Annotated in this window: 15 protein-coding genes; 11 read left to right on the top strand and 4 right to left on the bottom strand. The window is 73.6% G+C overall.

What is annotated here, in order from left to right:
* Positions 1 to 4 precede the first annotated feature (4 nt).
* The 3 genes from ACRAKH_RS25505 to ACRAKH_RS25495 are packed head-to-tail and all read left to right on the top strand — an operon-like array spanning position 5 to position 2,138.
* On the top strand, positions 5 to 973 hold the full coding sequence (locus tag ACRAKH_RS25505; RefSeq protein ID WP_447009341.1) for a sugar kinase: 969 nt from the start codon (positions 5 to 7) through the stop codon (positions 971 to 973).
* Positions 970 to 1,719 (top strand): IclR family transcriptional regulator, encoded by a 750-nt coding sequence (locus ACRAKH_RS25500; protein ID WP_380722505.1) that lies wholly within the window; start codon positions 970 to 972, stop codon positions 1,717 to 1,719. The genes ACRAKH_RS25505 and ACRAKH_RS25500 overlap by 4 nt, the downstream gene beginning before the upstream one ends.
* A 35-nt stretch (positions 1,720 to 1,754) precedes the next feature.
* Positions 1,755 to 2,138 carry a RidA family protein gene (locus ACRAKH_RS25495; protein WP_380722507.1) on the top strand — a complete coding sequence of 128 codons (384 nt, stop codon included), beginning with the start codon at positions 1,755 to 1,757 and terminating at the stop codon, positions 2,136 to 2,138.
* Between the two features lie 147 nt (positions 2,139 to 2,285).
* On the opposite strand, the gene ACRAKH_RS25490 is transcribed toward ACRAKH_RS25495, so the two are convergent.
* Positions 2,286 to 4,595, bottom strand: a complete 2,310-nt coding sequence (locus tag ACRAKH_RS25490; RefSeq protein ID WP_447009986.1) for an ATP-binding protein — start codon at positions 4,593 to 4,595, stop codon at positions 2,286 to 2,288.
* Between the two features lie 107 nt (positions 4,596 to 4,702).
* Between ACRAKH_RS25490 and ACRAKH_RS25485 the strand changes: the two genes are divergently transcribed.
* Positions 4,703 to 5,299 carry a hypothetical protein gene (locus ACRAKH_RS25485; protein WP_380723894.1) on the top strand — a complete coding sequence of 199 codons (597 nt, stop codon included), beginning with the start codon at positions 4,703 to 4,705 and terminating at the stop codon, positions 5,297 to 5,299.
* A 202-nt stretch (positions 5,300 to 5,501) separates the two neighbouring features.
* Here the strand turns inward: ACRAKH_RS25485 and ACRAKH_RS25480 are convergent, their stop codons facing one another.
* Entirely contained in the window at positions 5,502 to 5,852 is a 351-nt protein-coding gene (locus tag ACRAKH_RS25480; protein WP_380723893.1) for a DUF1844 domain-containing protein, read from the bottom strand.
* Between the two features lie 266 nt (positions 5,853 to 6,118).
* On the opposite strand from ACRAKH_RS25480, the gene infC reads away from it, so the two are divergent.
* From infC to ACRAKH_RS25460, 4 genes are all read left to right on the top strand, one after another.
* Positions 6,119 to 6,724: a translation initiation factor IF-3 gene (gene infC, locus ACRAKH_RS25475; RefSeq protein ID WP_380723892.1), complete on the top strand. Its 606-nt coding sequence runs from the start codon at positions 6,119 to 6,121 to the stop codon at positions 6,722 to 6,724.
* Between the two features lie 73 nt (positions 6,725 to 6,797).
* Entirely contained in the window at positions 6,798 to 6,992 is a 195-nt protein-coding gene (rpmI, locus tag ACRAKH_RS25470) for a 50S ribosomal protein L35 (RefSeq protein WP_053722438.1), read from the top strand.
* Positions 6,993 to 7,093: 101 nt separating this feature from the next.
* On the top strand, positions 7,094 to 7,483 hold the full coding sequence (rplT, locus tag ACRAKH_RS25465; RefSeq protein ID WP_380723891.1) for a 50S ribosomal protein L20: 390 nt from the start codon (positions 7,094 to 7,096) through the stop codon (positions 7,481 to 7,483).
* On the top strand, positions 7,480 to 8,331 hold the full coding sequence (locus ACRAKH_RS25460) for a TrmH family RNA methyltransferase (RefSeq protein ID WP_380723897.1): 852 nt from the start codon (positions 7,480 to 7,482) through the stop codon (positions 8,329 to 8,331). Before rplT ends, ACRAKH_RS25460 begins: the two co-directional genes overlap by 4 nt.
* Before the next feature lie 402 nt (positions 8,332 to 8,733).
* Here ACRAKH_RS25460 and ACRAKH_RS25455 read toward each other — a convergent pair whose 3' ends face one another.
* Both ACRAKH_RS25455 and ACRAKH_RS25450 read right to left on the bottom strand, forming a co-directional pair.
* The gene (locus tag ACRAKH_RS25455) at positions 8,734 to 11,535 is read right to left on the bottom strand and encodes a hypothetical protein (RefSeq protein WP_380723890.1); all 2,802 of its coding nucleotides are present in this window, start codon (positions 11,533 to 11,535) and stop codon (positions 8,734 to 8,736) included.
* 7 nt (positions 11,536 to 11,542) lie between these two features.
* Entirely contained in the window at positions 11,543 to 13,300 is a 1,758-nt protein-coding gene (locus ACRAKH_RS25450; RefSeq protein ID WP_380723889.1) for an HSP90 family protein, read from the bottom strand.
* A 567-nt stretch (positions 13,301 to 13,867) separates the two neighbouring features.
* Between ACRAKH_RS25450 and pheS the strand changes: the two genes are divergently transcribed.
* The 3 genes from pheS to ACRAKH_RS25435 all read left to right on the top strand — a co-directional run bounded on the left by pheS (position 13,868) and on the right by ACRAKH_RS25435 (position 18,240).
* Positions 13,868 to 14,935, top strand: coding sequence for a phenylalanine--tRNA ligase subunit alpha (pheS, locus tag ACRAKH_RS25445; RefSeq protein WP_380723888.1), 1,068 nt, complete (start codon positions 13,868 to 13,870; stop codon positions 14,933 to 14,935).
* Between the two features lie 3 nt (positions 14,936 to 14,938).
* On the top strand, positions 14,939 to 17,416 hold the full coding sequence (gene pheT, locus ACRAKH_RS25440) for a phenylalanine--tRNA ligase subunit beta (RefSeq protein ID WP_380723887.1): 2,478 nt from the start codon (positions 14,939 to 14,941) through the stop codon (positions 17,414 to 17,416).
* A 326-nt stretch (positions 17,417 to 17,742) separates the two neighbouring features.
* Complete coding sequence (locus ACRAKH_RS25435) at positions 17,743 to 18,240, top strand: hypothetical protein (RefSeq protein WP_380723886.1); 498 nt, start codon at positions 17,743 to 17,745, stop codon at positions 18,238 to 18,240.
* Positions 18,241 to 18,250 lie beyond the last annotated feature (10 nt).

Here is an 18,250-nt window from a genome sequence, read left to right as displayed (position 1 = left end):
ACGGATGCGGTTCGACCTACCGGGCGGCGTGGTGTGCCTGGGCGAGACGATGGCCGTGCTCGTGCCGGCCGAACCCGGCCCCGTGCGCGCGGCCCGCACCTGGACGCGGACCATCGGCGGCGCCGAGTCCAACGTGGCCGTCCACCTCGCCCGCCTCGGCGTCCGCAGCCGGTGGGTCGGCGCCGTCGGCGACGACGCGTTCGGCGGCGCGGTCCTCGACGCCGTCGGCGGCGCGGGCGTCGACGTCACCGGCGTCCACGTCGACCCCGACCGGCCGACCGGCCTCTACGTCAAGGAAGCCGACGCCGCCGGCAGCCCCGTGCGCTACTACCGGCACGGCTCGGCGGCGTCCGCCATGGGACCGGCCACGCTGGACCGCCTGAACCTCGACGACGTGGAGCTGCTGCACGTCAGCGGCATCACCGCCGCCCTGTCCGACAGCTGCCTCGACCTGCTCCGCGCCGTCCTCCGCCGACCGCGCCCCGTGCCCGTGTCGTTCGACCTCAACTGGCGGCCCGCCCTGTGGCGCCACCGCGACCCGTCCGTCCTGCGCGCCCTCGCCGACGCCGCCGACATCGTGCTCGCCGGCTCCGACGAGGCCCAGGCCGTCTGGGGCGCCGGCGACCCCGCCGAACTCCGCGCCCTCCTGCCCGGACCGTCGACGCTCGTCGTCAAGCACGGCGCACGCGGCGCCACCGTCGTCGAGGACGGCGCCACGACGTTCCAACCCGGCCTGCGCGTCGACGTCGTCGAGCCCGTCGGCGCGGGCGACGCGTTCGCCGCCGGCTACCTCGCCGCCCACCTCGCGGGCGCGCCACCGGCCCGCCGACTGCGCGCCGGGCACCTCCAAGCCGCCGCCGCACTGCTCACCAGGGAGGATGTCGGCGAGTCGCTGCCGTCCGCGGTCACCGTGCCACTGCTGGACGCCGACTCGGACACGTGGGCCGCCGCACACCTGAGGAGACGTCGATGAGCCAAAGCCTGGACCGGGCGCTGACCCTGGTCGGTGAACTGGCCACCGGACCCAAGACCCTGGACGAGCTGTCCGGCGTCATCGAGGTGCACAAGTCGACCACCATGCGGCTCCTGCGCACCCTGGAGTCCCACCGGTTCGTGCAACGCGAAGGCGTCCACCACTACCGGCTCGGCACCGCCCTCTTCGACCTCGCCAACCGGGCCCTCGAAGAACGCGACGTCCGGCGCAGCGCCGAGAACGCCCTCCGCGAGCTCAACGCCCGCACCGGCTACACCGTCCACCTCGCGTCCTACGAGGACGGCGAGGTCATCTACATCGACAAGTACGACAGCACCCACCCGATGCGCATGTACTCCCGCATCGGCAGGCGCGCCCCCCTGCACTGCACCGCCGTCGCCAAGATCCTCCTCGCCGACCTGCCCGAACCACGCCGCCGCGAGGTCGCCCACACCATCGACTACGTGCCGCTGACCGCCAACACCATCACCACCCCCGACGCCTACCTCGCCGAGCTGGACCGCGTCCGCTCCGCCGGCTACGCCGTCGACAACGCCGAGCACGAGGACTTCATCCACTGCGTCGCCGCACCCATCCGCGGCGCGCGCGGCGAGGTCGTCGCCGCCGTCTCCCTGTCCGTGCCCAAGGTCCTGCTGGACTTCGACGGCCTGCTCGGCCACCTGCCCGACCTGCTCGCGACCGCGCGAGCCGCGTCCGTCGAGTGCGGCTGGTCGCCGCGCGACTGAACCGCCGGCGCGAGCCGGCACCCGAGAGGAAGCACATGTCCAAGACCGAGATCAGCACCACCGCCGCGCCCACCCCCGTGGCCGCGTTCTCCCAAGGCGTCCGCAAGGGCCCGATCCTGCAGGTGGCGGGCCAGGTCGCGTTCGACCCGGCCACCGGCGCCGTCGTCGGCGACACCGTCGCCGAGCAGACCCGGCAGGCCCTGCGCAACGTCGTCGCCGTGCTGGAGGCGGGCGGCGCGTCCCTCGCCGACGTCGTGATGCTGCGCGTCTACCTCACCGACACCGCGCACTTCGCCGAGATGAACGCCGCCTACGGCGAGTTCGTCACCGACGAGCCCTTCCCCGCCCGCACCACCGTCTACGTCGGCCTGCCCGCCGGCCTGCTGGTGGAGATCGACGCGCTCGCCGTCGTCGGGTAACCCCGCACCGAGCCGGTGACGCGGAACGGGGCACCGCGCGTACTTCTGCCGGTACTTCTGCGTGGTGCCGCCCCCAAGCGGCCGGTTGACTGGGGCCACCCCCAGTGAGCGCGGCATGGAAGGACCCCGGCGATGGCTAGGAACGCATCACCGATCGGCTGACCCCAGTGCGGCGACCCGGTCCCGGCACCTCCCGGCCGCGACCGGGTCGCCGAGGTCGTCGTGCACGTCCGCCAACGCGCCCAGCACCGCCACCAGCCGCCCGTGCCGGTTCTCACCCGCCAACCCGGCCGCCAGCCCCAGCTCCACCCGCGCGCCCGCCGCGTCACCCAGCCGGTGCAGCGCCAGACCCCGCAGGTACCGGGCGTCGCACAGGCTCGGCGGCGCGGGCGCGCCCCGCAACAGCTCCAGCGCGTCGTCCGCCGCCGCCAACACCTCCGGCCACCGCGCCAACCGCACCAGCGTGTCCGCCGTCCGCACCAGCAACGTCGCCGTCATCTCGGCCGCCATCACCGGCGCCACCGCCAACCGGCCCGACCGCACGTTGTCCACCAGCTCCCGGTGCACCACCACCGAGTCCTCGTACCGCTCCAACGCGTCCAGCACCAACGCCAGGCACGACAACGAGATCTGCTCGCCCAACGGGAAACCGGCCACCCGGAACAGCTCCTGCGCCCGCCGCGCGCTGACCTGGGCCTCCTCCAACCGCCCCGTCCGCAACTCCGACACCGACCGGTAGTGCAGCGCCCAACCCTGCTCCGTGACGTCGCCCGCCGCCACCGCCGCCCGCCACGCCTCCTCGTGCAACGCCAACGCGTCCGCGTGCCGGCGCGACAGCACCGCCAACGTCCACGTCAGGAAGTTCAGCTGCACGGCCTCGTCCCGCACGCTCCCCACCGCGCGCGCCGCCGCCACACCGGCCGTGAACACCTCCGCCCACGTCTCACCACGTCCACGCTGGTCGGAGTACCAGTGCATGGCCGTCGCGACCCGCAGCACCTCCGCGTGCAGCCCCGCGCCACCCGCCCACCGCAACGCGCCCAACCAGTTCGCCGTCTCCGCGGCCAGCCAGGCGTCCGCCTCCTCCGGACCACCCAACCCGCCCGCCGGCGCCGTCCGCGCGTCCGGGCCGAAGAACCCCGCCGCCGCGGCCGCCGTGCCCAGCAGCCAGTCCACCATCCGCCGCCGCGCCGCCCCCACCGCCGGCGCCGGCTCCTCGTCCGCCAACCGCTCACCCGCGAACACCCGGATCAGGTCGTGGAACACGTACCGGCCGGGCACCTCCGCGGTGTCCAGCAGGCTCATGTCGACCAGTTCCTCCAACGTCTCCTCGGCCGCGAACCGGTCCACGTCGGCCAGCACCGCCGCCAGGTCCGGCCCGAAGTCACCGCCCGGCGCCAGCGACAGCCGCCGGAACAACACCGCGGCCCCCTCGCCCAGCTGCCGGTACGACATCTCGAACGCCGTCCGCACCCGCAGGTCGCCCGCCGTCAACGCCGACAGCCGACGCCGCTCGTCCACCAGCTGCCCCGCCAGGTGCCCGATCGTCCACTTCGGACGGCTCGCCAGCCGGTTCCCCGCGATCCGCAGCGCCAGCGGCAGGTGCCCGCACAGCTTCGCCACCCGCGCCGCCGCCACCGGCTCCGCGCCCACCCGCGCCCGTCCCGCGATCGCGCCCAGCAGGTCGAACGACTCACCCGGGTCCAGCACGTCCAACCCCAGCCGCGCCCCCGCCTCCAACCCGCCGAGCACCAACCGCGACGTCACCACCACCAACGACCCCGCCCCGGTCGCCAACAGCGGACGCACCTGCGCCTCGTCGGAAGCGTTGTCCAGCACCAACAACGTCGACCGCTCCCGCAACCGCGACCGGTACAGGTCCGAGCGCTCCGCCTCGCTCCCCGGGACCTCCTTCTCCGCCACGCCCAGCGCCAACAGCATCCGGTGCACCACCTCCGACGGGTGCACCGGCCGCACGTCCATGCCACGCAGGTTGAAGAAGAAGCACCCGTCCGCGAACCACGACGCCAGCCGGTACGCCGCCCGCACCGCCAGCGCCGTCTTCCCCGCACCCGGCGGCCCGTGCACCACCACCAGCGACGTCGCACCCGCCCGCGCCCGCTCGGCGACCTCCGCCAACGCGGCCAGCTCGCTCTCGCGCCCCGTCAGGTCCGCCACGTCCGGCGGCAGCGCCGACGGCGCCGGCGACGACCCGGCCGACGACGGCGCACGCCGCGCCCGACCCTCCTTGGCCGCGTCCAACAGCTCCCGGACCTCCGGCCCGGCCAACGCCAGCACCCCCGCCAGCGCCTCCACCGTGCGCCGCTGAGGACCCCTGGCCCGACCGCGTTCCATGTCGCTGATCGCCCGCACGCTCACCCCGGAGCCCTCCGCCAGCTCCTCCTGGGTCAGCCGCACCCGCAACCGGTGCGCCCGCAGCAGCTCACCGAACGTCATCCCCACGCCCCGACATTAGTGGCCGGGCGCCCAATCGAGACCCCGCGGTCGCGGCGATGCCGATCACGTCGGTTTCCCGTGACCCGCGCCTGGTAAGACCACACCCCATGAAGTGGTACGCGGATCGTCCGACCCGACTGGCGCGGCAGGTGGTGGCCGACCTCGTCGCGGTCGCCTGGACGTGGTTCTGGGTGACCCTCGCCCTCGCGGTGGGGGAGGCGGTCCGCACGCTGCGCGCGCCCGGCGACGGGCTCGTCGACGCGGGCAACGCCCTCTCCGACACCTTCGGCGACGTCGCCGCCAAGGCCCGCGACGTGCCGCTGGTCGGCGGGAAGCTCGCCGACGCGCTCGACCGCGGCAAGTCCGCCGGCGGCACGCTGACCGACGCCGGTGGCGCCCAGATCGAGGCGGTCGAGTCCACCGCCCTGTGGCTCACCGTCGCCCTGATCGTCCTGCCGCTGGCGTTCCTGCTGCTCACGTGGCTGCCGCTGCGGATCAGGTACGCCCGGCAGGCCACCGTCGTCAGGCGCCTGCGCGACCAGGGCCGTCTCGACCTGCTCGCGCTGCACGCGTTGACGACGCTGTCGCTGCGCGACCTGGCGACGTTCCCCGGCGACCCGGCCGAGGGCTGGCGCCGGCAGGACCCCGAGGTCATCAGCGCCCTGGCCGCCCGACGGCTGCGGGCCGCCGGCGTCAGGGCGTGACCTCGCGGGCTCGGCCTCACGGCCGGTGACCTCACAGGTCGGGCTCACACCCGCGACCCCGCGGGCTTGGCCTCCGCGGGCCGTGACCTCGCGGGCTCGCCGTCACGGCCGGTGACCTCACAGGCTCGCCGTCACAGGCCGTGGCCTCGCGGACTCGCCGTGCGCGGGGTCCGCGGAGGCCCGACCCGTGCGTCCGGGCCCGTCAGTAGACGGGGCCGGTGTACTTCTCGCCCGGGCCCTGGCCCGGCTCGTCCGGGTACGCCGACGCCTCGCGGAACGCCCGCTGCACGGACTGCAGGCCCTCGCGCAGCGGCCCCGCGTGCGGGCCGAGGTACTCCACCGACGCCGTGACCAGGCCGGCCAGCGCGGTGATGAGCCGGCGCGCCTCGTCGAGGTCGCGGCGGGGGCTCGTGTCGGGGTCCTCGTCGGCCAGCCCGAGGCGTTCGGCGGCGGAGGAGAGCAGCATGAGCGCCGCCTTGCTGATCACCTCGACGCTGGGAACATCGGACAGGTCGCGGACGTTGTTCGAAGGCAGGTCGGTCACGGGAGCCATTCTCGCAACCACCCCGTCCGGGTCGCCGATTCGGGGGTTGACAAGGCCGTCTGCTAGTATTCTCCGCGCGACCAGTCCCCGCACCGTGGGGACGGCAAGTGGAGCCCCGCTCCCACCCGCGTCTGCCGCTTCGTGCAGGTGGCCGGGTCCGGTCCCTCGAGGGGTGGACTGCGCCCTTCGTTGTGCGATCGGTCGGAAGCGGGCCTCACACCGGGCAGGTGTGGGGCCTCTTGTCTTTGGCGCACAACGAGTCACAAAGGACGTGAATGACAAGTCCCTCGAACCGAGGTGCTCCCGCGAGCACCGAGCCGCGCATCAACGACCGCATCCGCGTGCCCGAGGTTCGTCTGGTCGGGCCGAACGGCGAGCAGGTCGGGATCGTTCGCATCGAGGACGCGCTCCGACTCGCCCAGGAATCGGACCTCGACCTCGTCGAGGTCGCCGCGCAGGCTCGGCCGCCCGTCTGCAAGCTCATGGACTACGGCAAGTTCAAGTACGAGAGCGCGCAGAAGGCACGCGAGTCACGCCGCAACCAGCAGCTGACGGTCATCAAGGAGCAGAAGCTCCGGCCGAAGATCGACCCGCACGACTACCTGACGAAGAAGGGCCACGTGGCCCGCTTCCTGTCGCACGGGAACAAGGTCAAGGTGACCATCATGTTCCGGGGCCGTGAGCAGTCCCGGCCGGAGCTGGGTTACCGACTGTTGCAGCGGCTCGCCGAGGACGTCGCGGAGCTGGGGTTCGTCGAGTCCAACCCGAAGCAGGACGGCCGCAACATGATCATGGTGCTGGCCCCGCACAAGACCACGAAGACCCGCCCGATCAAGCACGACGGCGCCGACGAGGCGACGGCGGAGTCTGTCGAGGAGTGATCTCCCGGCCCCCGGGCCGGGAGCAAGCATGGCCGCCCCCAACCCCGGTGGCTGCACGAGACTGAGGACGGAAATGCCCAAGAACAAGAGCCACAGCGGGACCTCCAAGCGAGTGAAGGTCACCGGCAGCGGCAAGCTCGTCCGCGAGAAGGCCGGCAAGCGCCACCTGCTGGAGAAGAAGTCCAGCAAGCTGACCCGCCGCCTCTCCGGCACGACCGAGGTCGCCAAGAACGACGTGCCGCGGCTGAAGAAGCTGCTCGGCCTCTGAGCGTCCGACCCTCGAGCGTCTGACCCTCCGAGGACCGAGACCTTCACCCCCTTGAACACCGGGGCCCTCCACCGGCCCCACGAGATCGACAGGATGGACCCGTGGCACGCGTCAAAAGGGCAGTGAACGCCCAGAAGAAGCGCCGTACCACCCTTGAGCTCGCCAGCGGCTACCGCGGCCAGCGTTCGAGGCTGTACCGCAAGGCCAAGGAGCAGGTGCTCCACTCGCTCAACTACGCCTACCGGGACCGTCGCGCCCGCAAGGGTGACTTCCGGAAGCTGTGGATCCAGCGCATCAACGCCGGTGTCCGCGCCAACGGCATGACGTACAACCGCTTCATCCAGGGCCTGCGGCTCGCCGAGATCGAGGTCGACCGCAAGATCCTGGCCGAGCTCGCCGTCAGCGACCCCGGCGCTTTCGCCGCCCTGGTCGAGGCCGCTCGCGCCGCGCTGCCCAGCGACGTGAACGCGCCCGTCGAGGACAAGGCCTGAGCGCGGACGACCGCCGCGCACCGCGACCCGGGGATGCTCCGTTCACCGAACGGACTCCCCGGGTCGTTGCAGCTAGGAGGCTGACCAGGCGCGCCGGCCGTGACCGGGCCGAGCGCTTCCTCGCCGAGGGCGCGCAGGCGGTGCGCGAGGCACTGGCGTGGGCCGCCGCCGGCCGGGGCCGCGTCCACGACCTCTTCGTCACCCCCGCCGCCGCCTCGCGGAACCCCGAGTTGGTGCGCGACGCCGTCGACGCTGGCGTGCCGGTCAGCTCGGTGACCGACAAGGCCGCCGCGTCGTTGTCGGAGACCGTCACGCCGCAGGGTCTCGTCGCCGTGTGCTCGTTGGTGGACGTGCCGCTGAAGGCCGCGCTCACGCCCGGCGTGCGGCTGGTCGCCGTGCTGCACGGCGTCGCGGACCCCGGTAACGCGGGCACCGTGGCACGGGTCGCCGACGCGGCCGGTGTCGACGCGGTGATCTTCGCGGGGGACACGGTCGACCCGCACAACGGCAAGTGCGTGCGCGCGTCCACCGGCAGCGTGTTCCACCTGCCCATCGCGCGGGTGCGGGACGCCGACGAGGTGTTCGCCGCCTGCCGCGAGGCGGGCCTGCGCCTGGTCGCCGCCGACGGCTACGCGGAGGAAGACCTGGTCACCGCCGACCTCCGGGGAGACCTGACCACCCCCACCGCGTGGGTCTTCGGCAGCGAGGCCCACGGCCTCCCCGACCACGTGGTGGCCACCCTCGACACCGCCCTGAAGGTCCCGATCTACGGCGGCGCCGAAAGCCTCAACCTCGCCACGGCCGCCGCGGTCTGCCTCTACGCCTCCGCCCGAGCCCAACGAGCCTGACCGGCCCGACGGGCTCCCCGGCCTCCCCGGCCCGACGGCCTCCCCTGCCCGACGGCCTCCCCTGCCCGACGGCCTTCTCCAGCCTCCCGGTTCGCCTCGGCGGCCCCAGCCCGCGGTGGCCCAGACCCCCACCTCGCCGCCGCGCGCGCCTCACCTGCCACACCGCCGGGTACCGACCTCGGCCCGGCGCGTCTGACCGCTCCGGCGTGGCTGACCACACGCTCACCGCGTGTGTCGGGGCCTGCGCAGGTGGGGCCTTGGCCGGCTTCCGTTCTGTTCAAGGCGACGCGCGAAGTGCGATTTGGTTCTAGCTGGACCGACGGTTCGCACGATGTGGTGATCTTGGTTGACATGGGCGGTGTGTGCTGGGGCGCGCGGCGCGCCCCAGCACAGACCGCGCGGTCAGGACTCCAAGCGGCTGGTCAGGGCACGGAGGACCGGGTCCGTCGAGGTGGGCTTGTCCTGCGCTCTCAGGGCTTCTTCGAGGACGTTGGCGGTGTCGCCGAGGATCTGGGGCGGTGTGTCGTCAGCGATCAGGGTGGCCGCGCGGCGGGCCTCCGCTTCGGCGTTGACCGCGTCGCCGGACTCGAGCAGGAACTTCGCGCCGCGCATCACGAGGAACATCTGCCAGTCGGTGTCACCGAGCTGGGCGGCCAGTTCCTCGGCGATGCCGTTCTGCTCCACGGCCGCCGCGTGCTCGCCCGCCTGGATGTGCAGGAACGCCCGGATCGCGGCGATCCGCGCCGTCAGGTGAACCCGGTGGTCGTGGTCTTCCACGGACGGCAGCAGTTCCTCGGCCGCGGTGAGGGTGGCGGCGCATTCCGCGGCCTCGTCGTTCGGCAGGGCGGCGGCCGCCTCGACCAGCGAACCCGCCGCCTCGGCGAACTCCGACACCTCCTGCCACGCCGCCGCGGCGCCCTGGTAGGCGGACGCCGCCTCGGGCTGCCGGTCCAGCCGCCGCAGCACGCCCGCCAGCACCTCCAGCACCATCGCGCGCCGCCACGGCTCGTCGGCCGGGACCAGGCCCAGCGCGACCTCCAGGTGCCGCCGGGCGGCCTCGGTCTCGTCCAGCCGCGCGCACACCTGGCCCAGCCGGTAGCGGACGGGGACGACGGCGTCGGGGTCGACCTCGCCGCCCTCGATCACGCGGACGGCTTCCTCCAGCGCCTCGGCGGCTTCCACGAGCCTGCCCGCCTTCAGGTAGCCGCCGGCCAGCGCGTAGCACGCCTTCGCCACGTCGTCCGGCACGCCGACGTCGTGACCGGCGCTGACGGCCTCACGCAGTTCGACCAGGTGCTCCGCCTCCAGCCCCAGCCGTTCGAGCGACGCCACGCGCTGCCGGTGCGTCTCCGCCGTCCACGGCCCGCGCGGCGTGCTGAACGCGGCGACGAACTCGGCGGCCGTGCGGACGGCGTCCTCCGCGTCACCGCGCACGGTCTGGATCTTCAGCAGCAGGCGCAGCGCGTCGAACCGCACGGAAGCGGGCGGGTCGGTGGCGAGCACGTCCACGACCTCGGCGTGCGCCTCGTCCATCTGCCCGACCGTCGCCAGGTACTGCGCCCGGTCGGACCGCGCCCGCGTCACCAGCTCCGGCACCTCGGCACGGGCCAGCTCCAACGCCTCACCGGTCAGCACGCCCTGCTCGTCGGTCTCGTCCACGTCGGCGAGCAGGTCCGCCAGCAGCAACCGCGTCAGCACGCGCGTGTACGCGGTGCCGGTCGCCTCGGCCTCGGCCAGGCACGTCCGGACCACCTCGACGCACGCCGCCGGCCCTTCCTCCTCCGCGCGCAGCCCCGCGCCACGGGCCCGGTACCGGTTGGCCAGGTCGTGCTTCCCGCACGCGACCAGCCGCTCGATCGCCGCGTCGAGGTCCGCCAGCACGTCCGCCCGCGGCCGCGAGTGCCCGCTGACTGTCGCCCGCCGCGCCGCCACCAGGGCGCCGAGCGACTCGGGCAGCAACGGGTCGAGGTCCTCGGGCAGCGACCGCAGCAGGCGCATCCCGACGATGAACTCGCCCCGGTCGAACGCCGCGCACATCCGCTGCGCCAGCTCCACCGGGTCCGCGACCACCACCGGCTCCTCCTCGACCGCGGGCGCCGGGGGAGACGGGAGCGGCACGGCCAGCGGGACCGGGATCGTGTCCGGCGCGGCCAACGTCTGCCGGATCCGGGTGCTCACCGCGGTGCTGCCGTTGCGCCGGTCGAACCGGGCCGCGATCTCCAACGCCTGCGCCTCCAGCAGCGCCCGCAGCTCCGGCGCGGACATCACTGTCGTCCGCCCGTCCCGCGGCACGGCGAACCGCTCGTCCGGTGACACGCGGCTCAGCAGCAGCGCGGCGCCCGCGGCGAAGTGCATGGCCCGCGACGGGCTGGTCGAGTGGTGCACCCGGTGCAGGTGGCCGCGCAGCAGGTCGACGCCACGGCCCACGTTGCCGGACGTCGCGCAGAACTCCAGGTGGTCGTCGAGGTAGCCGCCGACCAGGTCGTCGCGCACCAGCCGGTACGCCACCACGTGCGCCTGCCGCGCCCGGTCCACGTCGCCGAGCGCCACGAACGCGGGCGTCAACGTCGTCAGGATGCCCTGCGGCTGGGTCGCGCAGCCCGTCTCCTGCTCCAGCTGGTGCTCGGCGTGCGCGACCGCCTCGGCGTGCCTGCCCTGCCGGATCAGGTGCCCCGCTTGCTCCTCGACGACGCACGCCTCGCAGTCGCTCATCGGACCGCGGTCCACCGCCATGTACCGCGCGAAGTGCCGCCGGTACGCCTCGTCGTCGCCGACGTGCGCGGCCAGGTCGGCCCGCGCGCCGTACACCGGCTGCATCGAGTACCCGAGCCGCTGGTAGCGCGCCGCCAGCTGGTCCACGAACGAGCCGATCTGCTCCAGCGTGAACCTCGGGTCCGCGATCAGGCCGCCGACGATCCACTTGTGCGCCCAGTCGAAGCTGTGCGTCTCCCACTCGTCGAACGCCGTGGGGTCGCGCTGCTCGGCCGTGCCGCACCACGCGAACGGCGCGAGCATCAGGTCGTACCGGCCCAGGTCGTACGCCGAGCGGATCAGCGCGATCCGGCAGCTCACCGCGAGCGGCAGGTGGTCGACGGCGTCCGCGGCCCGCGCGGCGCGCTCCAGCGCCTCGTGCCGCGCCATGCCCTCCGGCATGTGGTACGCCTCCACGAACTGGCGCTCGGCGGCGTCCTTGTCCTCGTTCATCGCGGCATCATCCCTTTCGACCACCCACGGCGCGGTCCAGCAGTTCGAGGAACGAGCGGTTCAGCGCCGCGGTGTCCTTCGGTCGCATCGGCCGCCGCGCCTGCAGCAGGGCGTGCACGTACAGCGACTCCACGGTCAGCTCGACGAGCGCCGGGTCGGTCAGCTGCGCCAGCTTGAGGACCAGCGGGTTGCGGCAGTTGAGGACGAGCCGCTGCGCCGCGCCCGACGACGACTCGACCAGGCTGCCCAGCAGCTCCGCCCACAGCGGGTCGGCCTGCTCGCCGGCCTGCTGCGCGTCCCGCTTGCGCTCCGCCTCGACGTTCGTGACCAGCAGCGCGGGCAGCGAACCGGGGTCGAAGTCGCGCGGCACGGCCTCGCAGTCGTGCCGGTCCAGCACGTCCGCCGCGAGCGCCAGGCGTTCCCGCAGCGCGCGCTCCAGCTCCGGGTCCGGGTCGCCGAGGGCGGCCAGCACCTCGCTCGGCGCGACCCGCCGCGCCGCCGTCGGGCCGTCCAGCGCGACCAGCCGCTCCATGATCTCCACGTCGTAGGCGTAGCCCGCGTTGACCAGGCCCATGCCCTGGGCGTGGGCGACCGGCGCGAGCTGCCGGAACTCGTCCACGTCCGGCACGTGCGCGAGGATGCCGTGCTTGCGCCGGAACTGGCGCAGCGACTGCGGGCCGTCGGTGGTCTCGAACGGCAGCCACCGCTCGACCAGCCGCAGCATCTCGTCGTCCACCCGGGCCAGCGACTTGATGCCCAGGTGGTGCGCGTCCAGCAGGGCGCGGGTGCGGTCCGGGTCCGTCGCGTCGAGCCGGACCAGCCAGTCGCGGACCTGCCTGCCCAGCTCCTCGCGCACGGCGAGCAGCGTCTCGTCCTGGTAGAGGGCCTCGCGGCTGGCCGTGGGGCGCAGCGACGACGAGTCGACCACGCAGCGCACGAAGTACGCCCACTCCGGCAGCAGTCCCTCGATGGCGTCGCCGACGAGCATCCGCTTCAGGTAGACGCGGTGCGACTGGCGGGCGCCGGGGTGCACGCCGCGCGGCAGCACGTACGCGACGCCGGTCAGGCCCACCGTCGGCACCTCGACCGGGATCGCGTCGAACGGCGCCACGCCCAGCACCTTCTCGCCGTACGCCACCGGGTCCTCGGCCCACGGCAGCGCGCCGCTCGTGACGACCTCGTCGCCGATCCGGACCGTGACGGGCAGCGCCTCGCCGTACTCGGTGACGAGCGCGCGCACCACGTCCCGTTCCAGCCAGTGCTCGGAGTCGCGGTGGGGGACGAGCTCGATGGTGGTGCCGATCGCGGCGCGCGCGTCGTCGTCGACCTCCACCTCGTAGTTGCCGGCCGCGTCGGCGGTCCACCGCACCGCGGGGCCGCCCTTCGCGGACCGGCTGACCAGCCGGATGCGGTCGGCGACCAGGAACGCCGACAGCAGGCCCACGCCGAACTGGCCCAGGAAGCCCTGGCGGGCGAACCCGAGGTCGTCGCGCTTGGACGTGCGGCCGAGCGTGGAGAGCAGGTCGTGCACTTCGCGCTCGGTGAGGCCGATGCCGGTGTCGGAGATGCGGAGGGTGCCGCCGGAGGACCCGACCGGCTCGATCACGATCTCGCCCGGCGCGTCCGGTTGGAGGGCGCGGCGGGCGGTGATCGCGTCCACCGCGTTCTGCAGCAGCTCGCGCGCGTAGACGCGGGGGCTGCTGTAGAGGTGGTGGCTGAGCAGGTCGATGATCCCGCGCAGGTCGACACCGAAGGTGTGTGCCATGGGACTGGGGTTCACCTCGGGTAAAGGTCACGGGGACGGACGATTCTAAGGTCGGCACGGCGGCCTGTGACCCGGTTTTTCGCTGATCGCCCGCGATCGCCCGCCGGGGTCCGGCTCGCATGGTCAAGACTGCCACGGCCCACCGACAATTCCGACGGTGGACGCCTGTTCGGCCGCCGGTCCGGCCACCTGTGGCCGCTTGGCGGGGACGGCTGCGAAGCATGGCTGTGGGCCGCCGAACGGTCCCGAATCGCCAAGCCGCCGCGGCGTTCCTCCCGGCCCGCTCACCCCGCCGCCCACCCGCAGTTCATCCCGCGCTTTCTCCGGCCACGCGAAGCCATTCCCGACCCACCCGGTGGACGGCGGCGCGACGCCGAAGGGCGCCCGCGCCCGACCGACCGGACATCGGCACGGTGGCCGCAGGTGAGGGCGATGTCACGCAGCGCGCCCCGCGGCGGGCGGCGGTGGGGCCGTCGTTCCCCCGATCACCTAGGATCGGTCCGCCGCTCCGCATGCCGTGCGGAGGGCTGACCACCAGTTGTCCGTGACGGGAGCTGTCCACCAACCATGTCCGGAGCCAACGACCCGTACGACCCCAAGCAGGTCGCGGCGCTCTCCCCGGAAGCGCTCGACGCGGCGGTCGAGCAGGCTCGTGAGGCGTTCGCGAAGGCGGCCGACCTCGACGAGCTCGCCGCCGTGAAGCCGAGCCACCTGGGCGACCGCTCGCCGGTCCTGCTGGCCCGCCGCGAGATCGGCGCGCTGCCGCCGGCCGCGAAGGCCGACGCGGGCAAGCGGGTGAACGAGGCGCAGAACGCGGTCAAGACCGCGTTCGAGGAGCGCCGCGCCCGGTTGCAGGCGGAACGCGACGAGCGGGTGCTGCGGGACGAGACGGTCGACGTCACGTTGCCGTGGGACCGCTTCCCGCGCGGCGCGCGGCACCCGATCTCCACGCTCGCGGAACGCATCGCCGACGTGTTCGTGGCCATGGGCTACGAGGTCGCCGAGGGCCCCGAGCTGGAGACCGAGTGGTTCAACTTCGACGCGTTGAACTTCCGCAAGGACCACCCGGCGCGCACCATGCAGGACACGTTCTACGTGGCGCCCGCCGACTCGGGCCTGGTGCTCCGCACGCACACCAGCCCGGTGCAGGCCCGCACGCTGCTGGACCGCGAGCCGCCCGTGTACGTGGTGTGCCCCGGCCGCACGTTCCGCACCGACGAGCTGGACGCCACGCACACCCCCGTCTTCCACCAGGTCGAGGGCCTGGCCGTGGACAAGGGCCTCACCATGGCGCACCTGAAGGGCACGCTCGACGCGTTCGCCCGCGCCATGTTCGGCGAGGACTCCCGGACGCGCCTGCGGCCGAGCTTCTTCCCGTTCACGGAGCCGTCCGCCGAGGTGGACGTGTGGTTCCCGCAGAAGAAGGGCGGCGCGGGCTGGGTCGAGTGGGGCGGCTGCGGCATGGTCAACCCCCACGTGCTGCGCAACTGCGGCGTCGACCCGGACGTCTACTCCGGGTTCGCGTTCGGCATGGGCCTGGAGCGCACGCTCCAGTTCCGCAACGGCCTGCCCGACATGCGCGACATGGTCGAAGGCGATGTCCGCTTCACCCAGCCATTCGGAACGGAGGCCTGACCGGTGCGCATTCCGGTTACCTGGCTGGTCGAGAACCTCGAGTTCGCCGAGCTCCCCACGCCGGACCAGCTCGCCGAGGCCTTCGTGCGCATCGGCATCGAGGTCGAGGACGTGCAGAAGCTCGACTCGGTCACGGGTCCGCTCGTCGCGGGCCGCGTGGTCGAGATCGAGGAGCTGACCGGGTTCAAGAAGCCGATCCGCTACTGCCAGGTCGAGGTCGGCCCGGACCAGGTCAACGGCATCGTCTGCGGCGCGTCGAACTTCCAGGAGGGCGACACCGTCGTGGTGGCGCTGCCCGGCGCGGTGCTGCCCGGCGACTTCACGATCTCCGCCCGAAAGACGTACGGCAAGACCAGCAACGGCATGATCTGCTCGGCCCGCGAGCTGGGCCTCGGCGACGACCACGCGGGGATCATGGTGCTGCCCAGCGGCACCGCGCAGCCCGGTGACGACGCGCTGGAGCTGCTCGGCCTCGGCGACACCGTGATCGAGGTCGCGCCCACCCCGGACCGCGGCTACGCGTTCTCGGTGCGCGGCCTGGCGCGGGAGATCGCCTGCGCGTTCGACGTGCCCTACCGCGACCCCGGCACGGCCGAGGTGCCCGAGGGCGAGGGCGAGGTGCTGCCCGTCCACATCGAGGACCCGTCGGCGTGCTCCCGGTTCGTGGCGCGCCGCGTCAGCGGTGTCGACCCGACCGCGCCGACGCCGTGGTGGATGCGCCGGCGGCTGATGCTGGCGGGCATCCGGTCGATCTCGCTGCCCGTGGACGTCACGAACTACGTGATGCTGGAACTGGGGCAGCCGCTGCACGCGTTCGACGCGTCGTCGGTGACGGGCGGCCTGGTGGTGCGGCGCGCGAAGGCCGGGGAGAAGCTGACCACGCTCGACGAGCAGGTCCGCGTGCTCGACCCGGACGACATCGTGATCGCCGACGACAGCGGCGTGGTCTCGCTGGCCGGCGTGATGGGCGGCGCGAGCACCGAGGTGGCCCCGACCAGCTCGGACATCCTGCTGGAGGCGGCGGTCTGGGACCCGGCGACGATCGCCCGCACGGTGCGGCGGCACAAGCTGCCCAGCGAGGCGGCGAAGCGGTTCGAGCGCACCGTGGACCCGGCGTTGCCGCCGGTCGCCCTGGAGCGCGCGGCCCGGCTGCTGGACATGTTCGGCGACGGCAGCATCAAGCCCGGCCGCACGGACGTGGGCGCGCCGACCCTGCCGACCCCGGTGTCCATGCCGATCGACCTGCCCGACCGGGTGGCGGGCGTCCGCTACGCGCGGGGCGTCACGGCGCGACGGCTGGGCCAGATCGGCTGCCAGGTCGAGGTCACCACGGGCGACGACGGCGCGACCATGGTCACCGCGGTGCCGCCGACGTGGCGCGCGGACCTCACCCAGCCCGCGGACCTGGTGGAGGAGGTGCTGCGGCTGGAGGGGTACGACACGATCCCGTCCACGCTGCCGCCCGCGCCCGCCGGCCGCGGCCTGACCGAGCAGCAGCGCCGTCGCCGCACGGTGTCGCGCGCGCTGGCCGAGAACGGGTTCGTCGAGGTCAAGCCGTTCCCGTTCGTCTCGCCGTCGGTGTTCGACGCGCTGGGGCTGCCCGCGGACGACGTGCGGCGGAACACCGTGAGCGTGCTCAACCCGCTGGACGCGGACAAGCACGCGCTGGCCACGACGCTGGTGCCGGGGCTGCTGGAGTCGGTGCAGCGGAACCTGGCGCGCGGCCAGAAGGACCTCGCGGTCTACACGGTCGCGCAGGTGACGTTGCCGCGCACGCAGCAGGTGCCCGTGCCGGACGTCGGCGTGGGCGAGCGGCCCTCGGACGCGCAGGTGGCGTCGCTGCTGGCGGCGCTGCCGCAGCAGCCGGTGCACGTGGCGGCCGTGCTGGCGGGCCACCGCGAGCACGCCGGCTGGTGGGGCAAGGGCCGGCAGGCGGACTGGGCGGACGCGGTGCAGGCCGCGCGGCTGGTCGGCCAGGCGTACGGCGTCGAGCTGACCGTGGTGGCGTCGGACCTGGCGCCGTGGCACCCCGGCCGCTGCGCGGAGCTGCGGGTCGGCGACTGGCCCGTCGGCCACGCCGGTGAACTTCACCCGAAGGTGGTGGAGGCGCTGGGGCTGCCGAAGCGGACCGTGGCGATGGAGCTGGACCTCGACGCGCTGCCGCTGACCGACAACCGGCCCGCGCCGGTCGTGTCCGCGTACCCGCCGGTGCTGCTGGACGTGGCCGTGGTCGTGCCCGTGGAGGTGCCCGCGGAGCAGGTGGCGCGGGTGCTGCGCGGCGGCGGTGGGGCGTTGCTGGAGGACATCCGGCTGTTCGACGTCTACACCGGTGACCAGGTGGGCGAGGGCAAGCGGTCGCTGGCGTACTCGCTGCGCTTCCGGGCGCCGGACCGCACGCTGACGGTGGAGGAGGCGACGGCGGCGCGTGACGCGGCCGTGGCCGCCGCGGCGGAGCGCTTCGGCGCGGTCCTGCGCGGCTGACGGACGGCTCGCCAGGTTGTCGGACGGTCCTGGACCCGCATTGGTGCGGGTCCAGGACTACGCCGCACGGGTGAATCCGTCGTAAGCCGAGATAGTGCGAACGCCCTGATCAGGGCTCGTGACAATGCGTGTCAAGGGGTCCAAAGACCTCTTTTTCCGGGCCGGCTTGGTCCTTGCGCGCAGGTTGAACGTTCTCCAAGATTGGGTTCGCGGCCCGCTGGGCCGAGGGGCGAAGCGATGAACCGCCGGGCGAGTCTGGTCGCCGGTCCGACGGGGAGCTAGCGGCGAACCCACCGCCTGGAGCAGCAATCGAGTGGGGTTGCCTCATGCGCAGCTTGGGCCCGCGGATGGAAGTCGCCGTCGCCATGACCATCCTCGGCGTGGGTGCCGCCGTGGTGGCCGCCATGCACCTGACCTGGCCCGAGCCGGATTACCCGGCCATGGCGTACTCGGTGAGCGGCGGCGAGGCCGGGGTGGCCGACATCGAGCCGTTCGGGATCGACGACATCTCCGGCGGCGCGGTCGAGTTGACGCCGGGCAGCGAGGGCGCGCGGCTGGTGCGCCTGTCGAACCCGAACACCGTGGACATCGTGGTGCTGACGCTGCAGGCCGTGCCGGGGCAGCCGCTGGACGAGGCGCAGAACCGCGTGCCGGAGTGCCCGTCGGGCGTGCTGACGGTGGAGCCGATGCCGGAGCCGGTCACCATCCCGCCGGCCGGGTCGGTGGACGTCGAGATGGTCGTGCAGATCGCGCACGACGTGCCGGACGCGTGCAAGGACCTGGTGTTCCCGTTGACGTACTCGGGCCGGGCGGCGCGCGCCTGACCCGTGCCCG

It is taken from the genome of Saccharothrix hoggarensis (assembly GCF_052936025.1).
The sequence above is the reverse complement of the archived record's forward strand: the minus strand, read 5'-3'. Positions and strand labels throughout refer to the sequence as shown.

Excerpts from the sequence above, each read along its gene's own strand:
- ACRAKH_RS25505 (WP_447009341.1), top strand. The coding sequence starts at position 5 with ATGCGGTTCGACCTACCGGGCGGCGTGGTGTGCCTGGGCGAGACGATG.
- ACRAKH_RS25500 (WP_380722505.1), top strand. The coding sequence starts at position 970 with ATGAGCCAAAGCCTGGACCGGGCGCTGACCCTGGTCGGTGAACTGGCC.
- ACRAKH_RS25490 (WP_447009986.1), bottom strand. The coding sequence starts at position 4,595 with ATGACGTTCGGTGAGCTGCTGCGGGCGCACCGGTTGCGGGTGCGGCTG.
- ACRAKH_RS25435 (WP_380723886.1), top strand. The coding sequence starts at position 17,743 with ATGCGCAGCTTGGGCCCGCGGATGGAAGTCGCCGTCGCCATGACCATC.
- ACRAKH_RS25450 (WP_380723889.1), bottom strand. The coding sequence starts at position 13,300 with ATGGCACACACCTTCGGTGTCGACCTGCGCGGGATCATCGACCTGCTC.
- ACRAKH_RS25485 (WP_380723894.1), top strand. The coding sequence starts at position 4,703 with ATGAAGTGGTACGCGGATCGTCCGACCCGACTGGCGCGGCAGGTGGTG.
- infC (WP_380723892.1), top strand. The coding sequence starts at position 6,119 with ATGACAAGTCCCTCGAACCGAGGTGCTCCCGCGAGCACCGAGCCGCGC.
- rpmI (WP_053722438.1), top strand. The coding sequence starts at position 6,798 with ATGCCCAAGAACAAGAGCCACAGCGGGACCTCCAAGCGAGTGAAGGTC.
- ACRAKH_RS25495 (WP_380722507.1), top strand. The coding sequence starts at position 1,755 with ATGTCCAAGACCGAGATCAGCACCACCGCCGCGCCCACCCCCGTGGCC.
- pheS (WP_380723888.1), top strand. The coding sequence starts at position 13,868 with ATGTCCGGAGCCAACGACCCGTACGACCCCAAGCAGGTCGCGGCGCTC.
- ACRAKH_RS25455 (WP_380723890.1), bottom strand. The coding sequence starts at position 11,535 with ATGAACGAGGACAAGGACGCCGCCGAGCGCCAGTTCGTGGAGGCGTAC.
- ACRAKH_RS25480 (WP_380723893.1), bottom strand. The coding sequence starts at position 5,852 with ATGGCTCCCGTGACCGACCTGCCTTCGAACAACGTCCGCGACCTGTCC.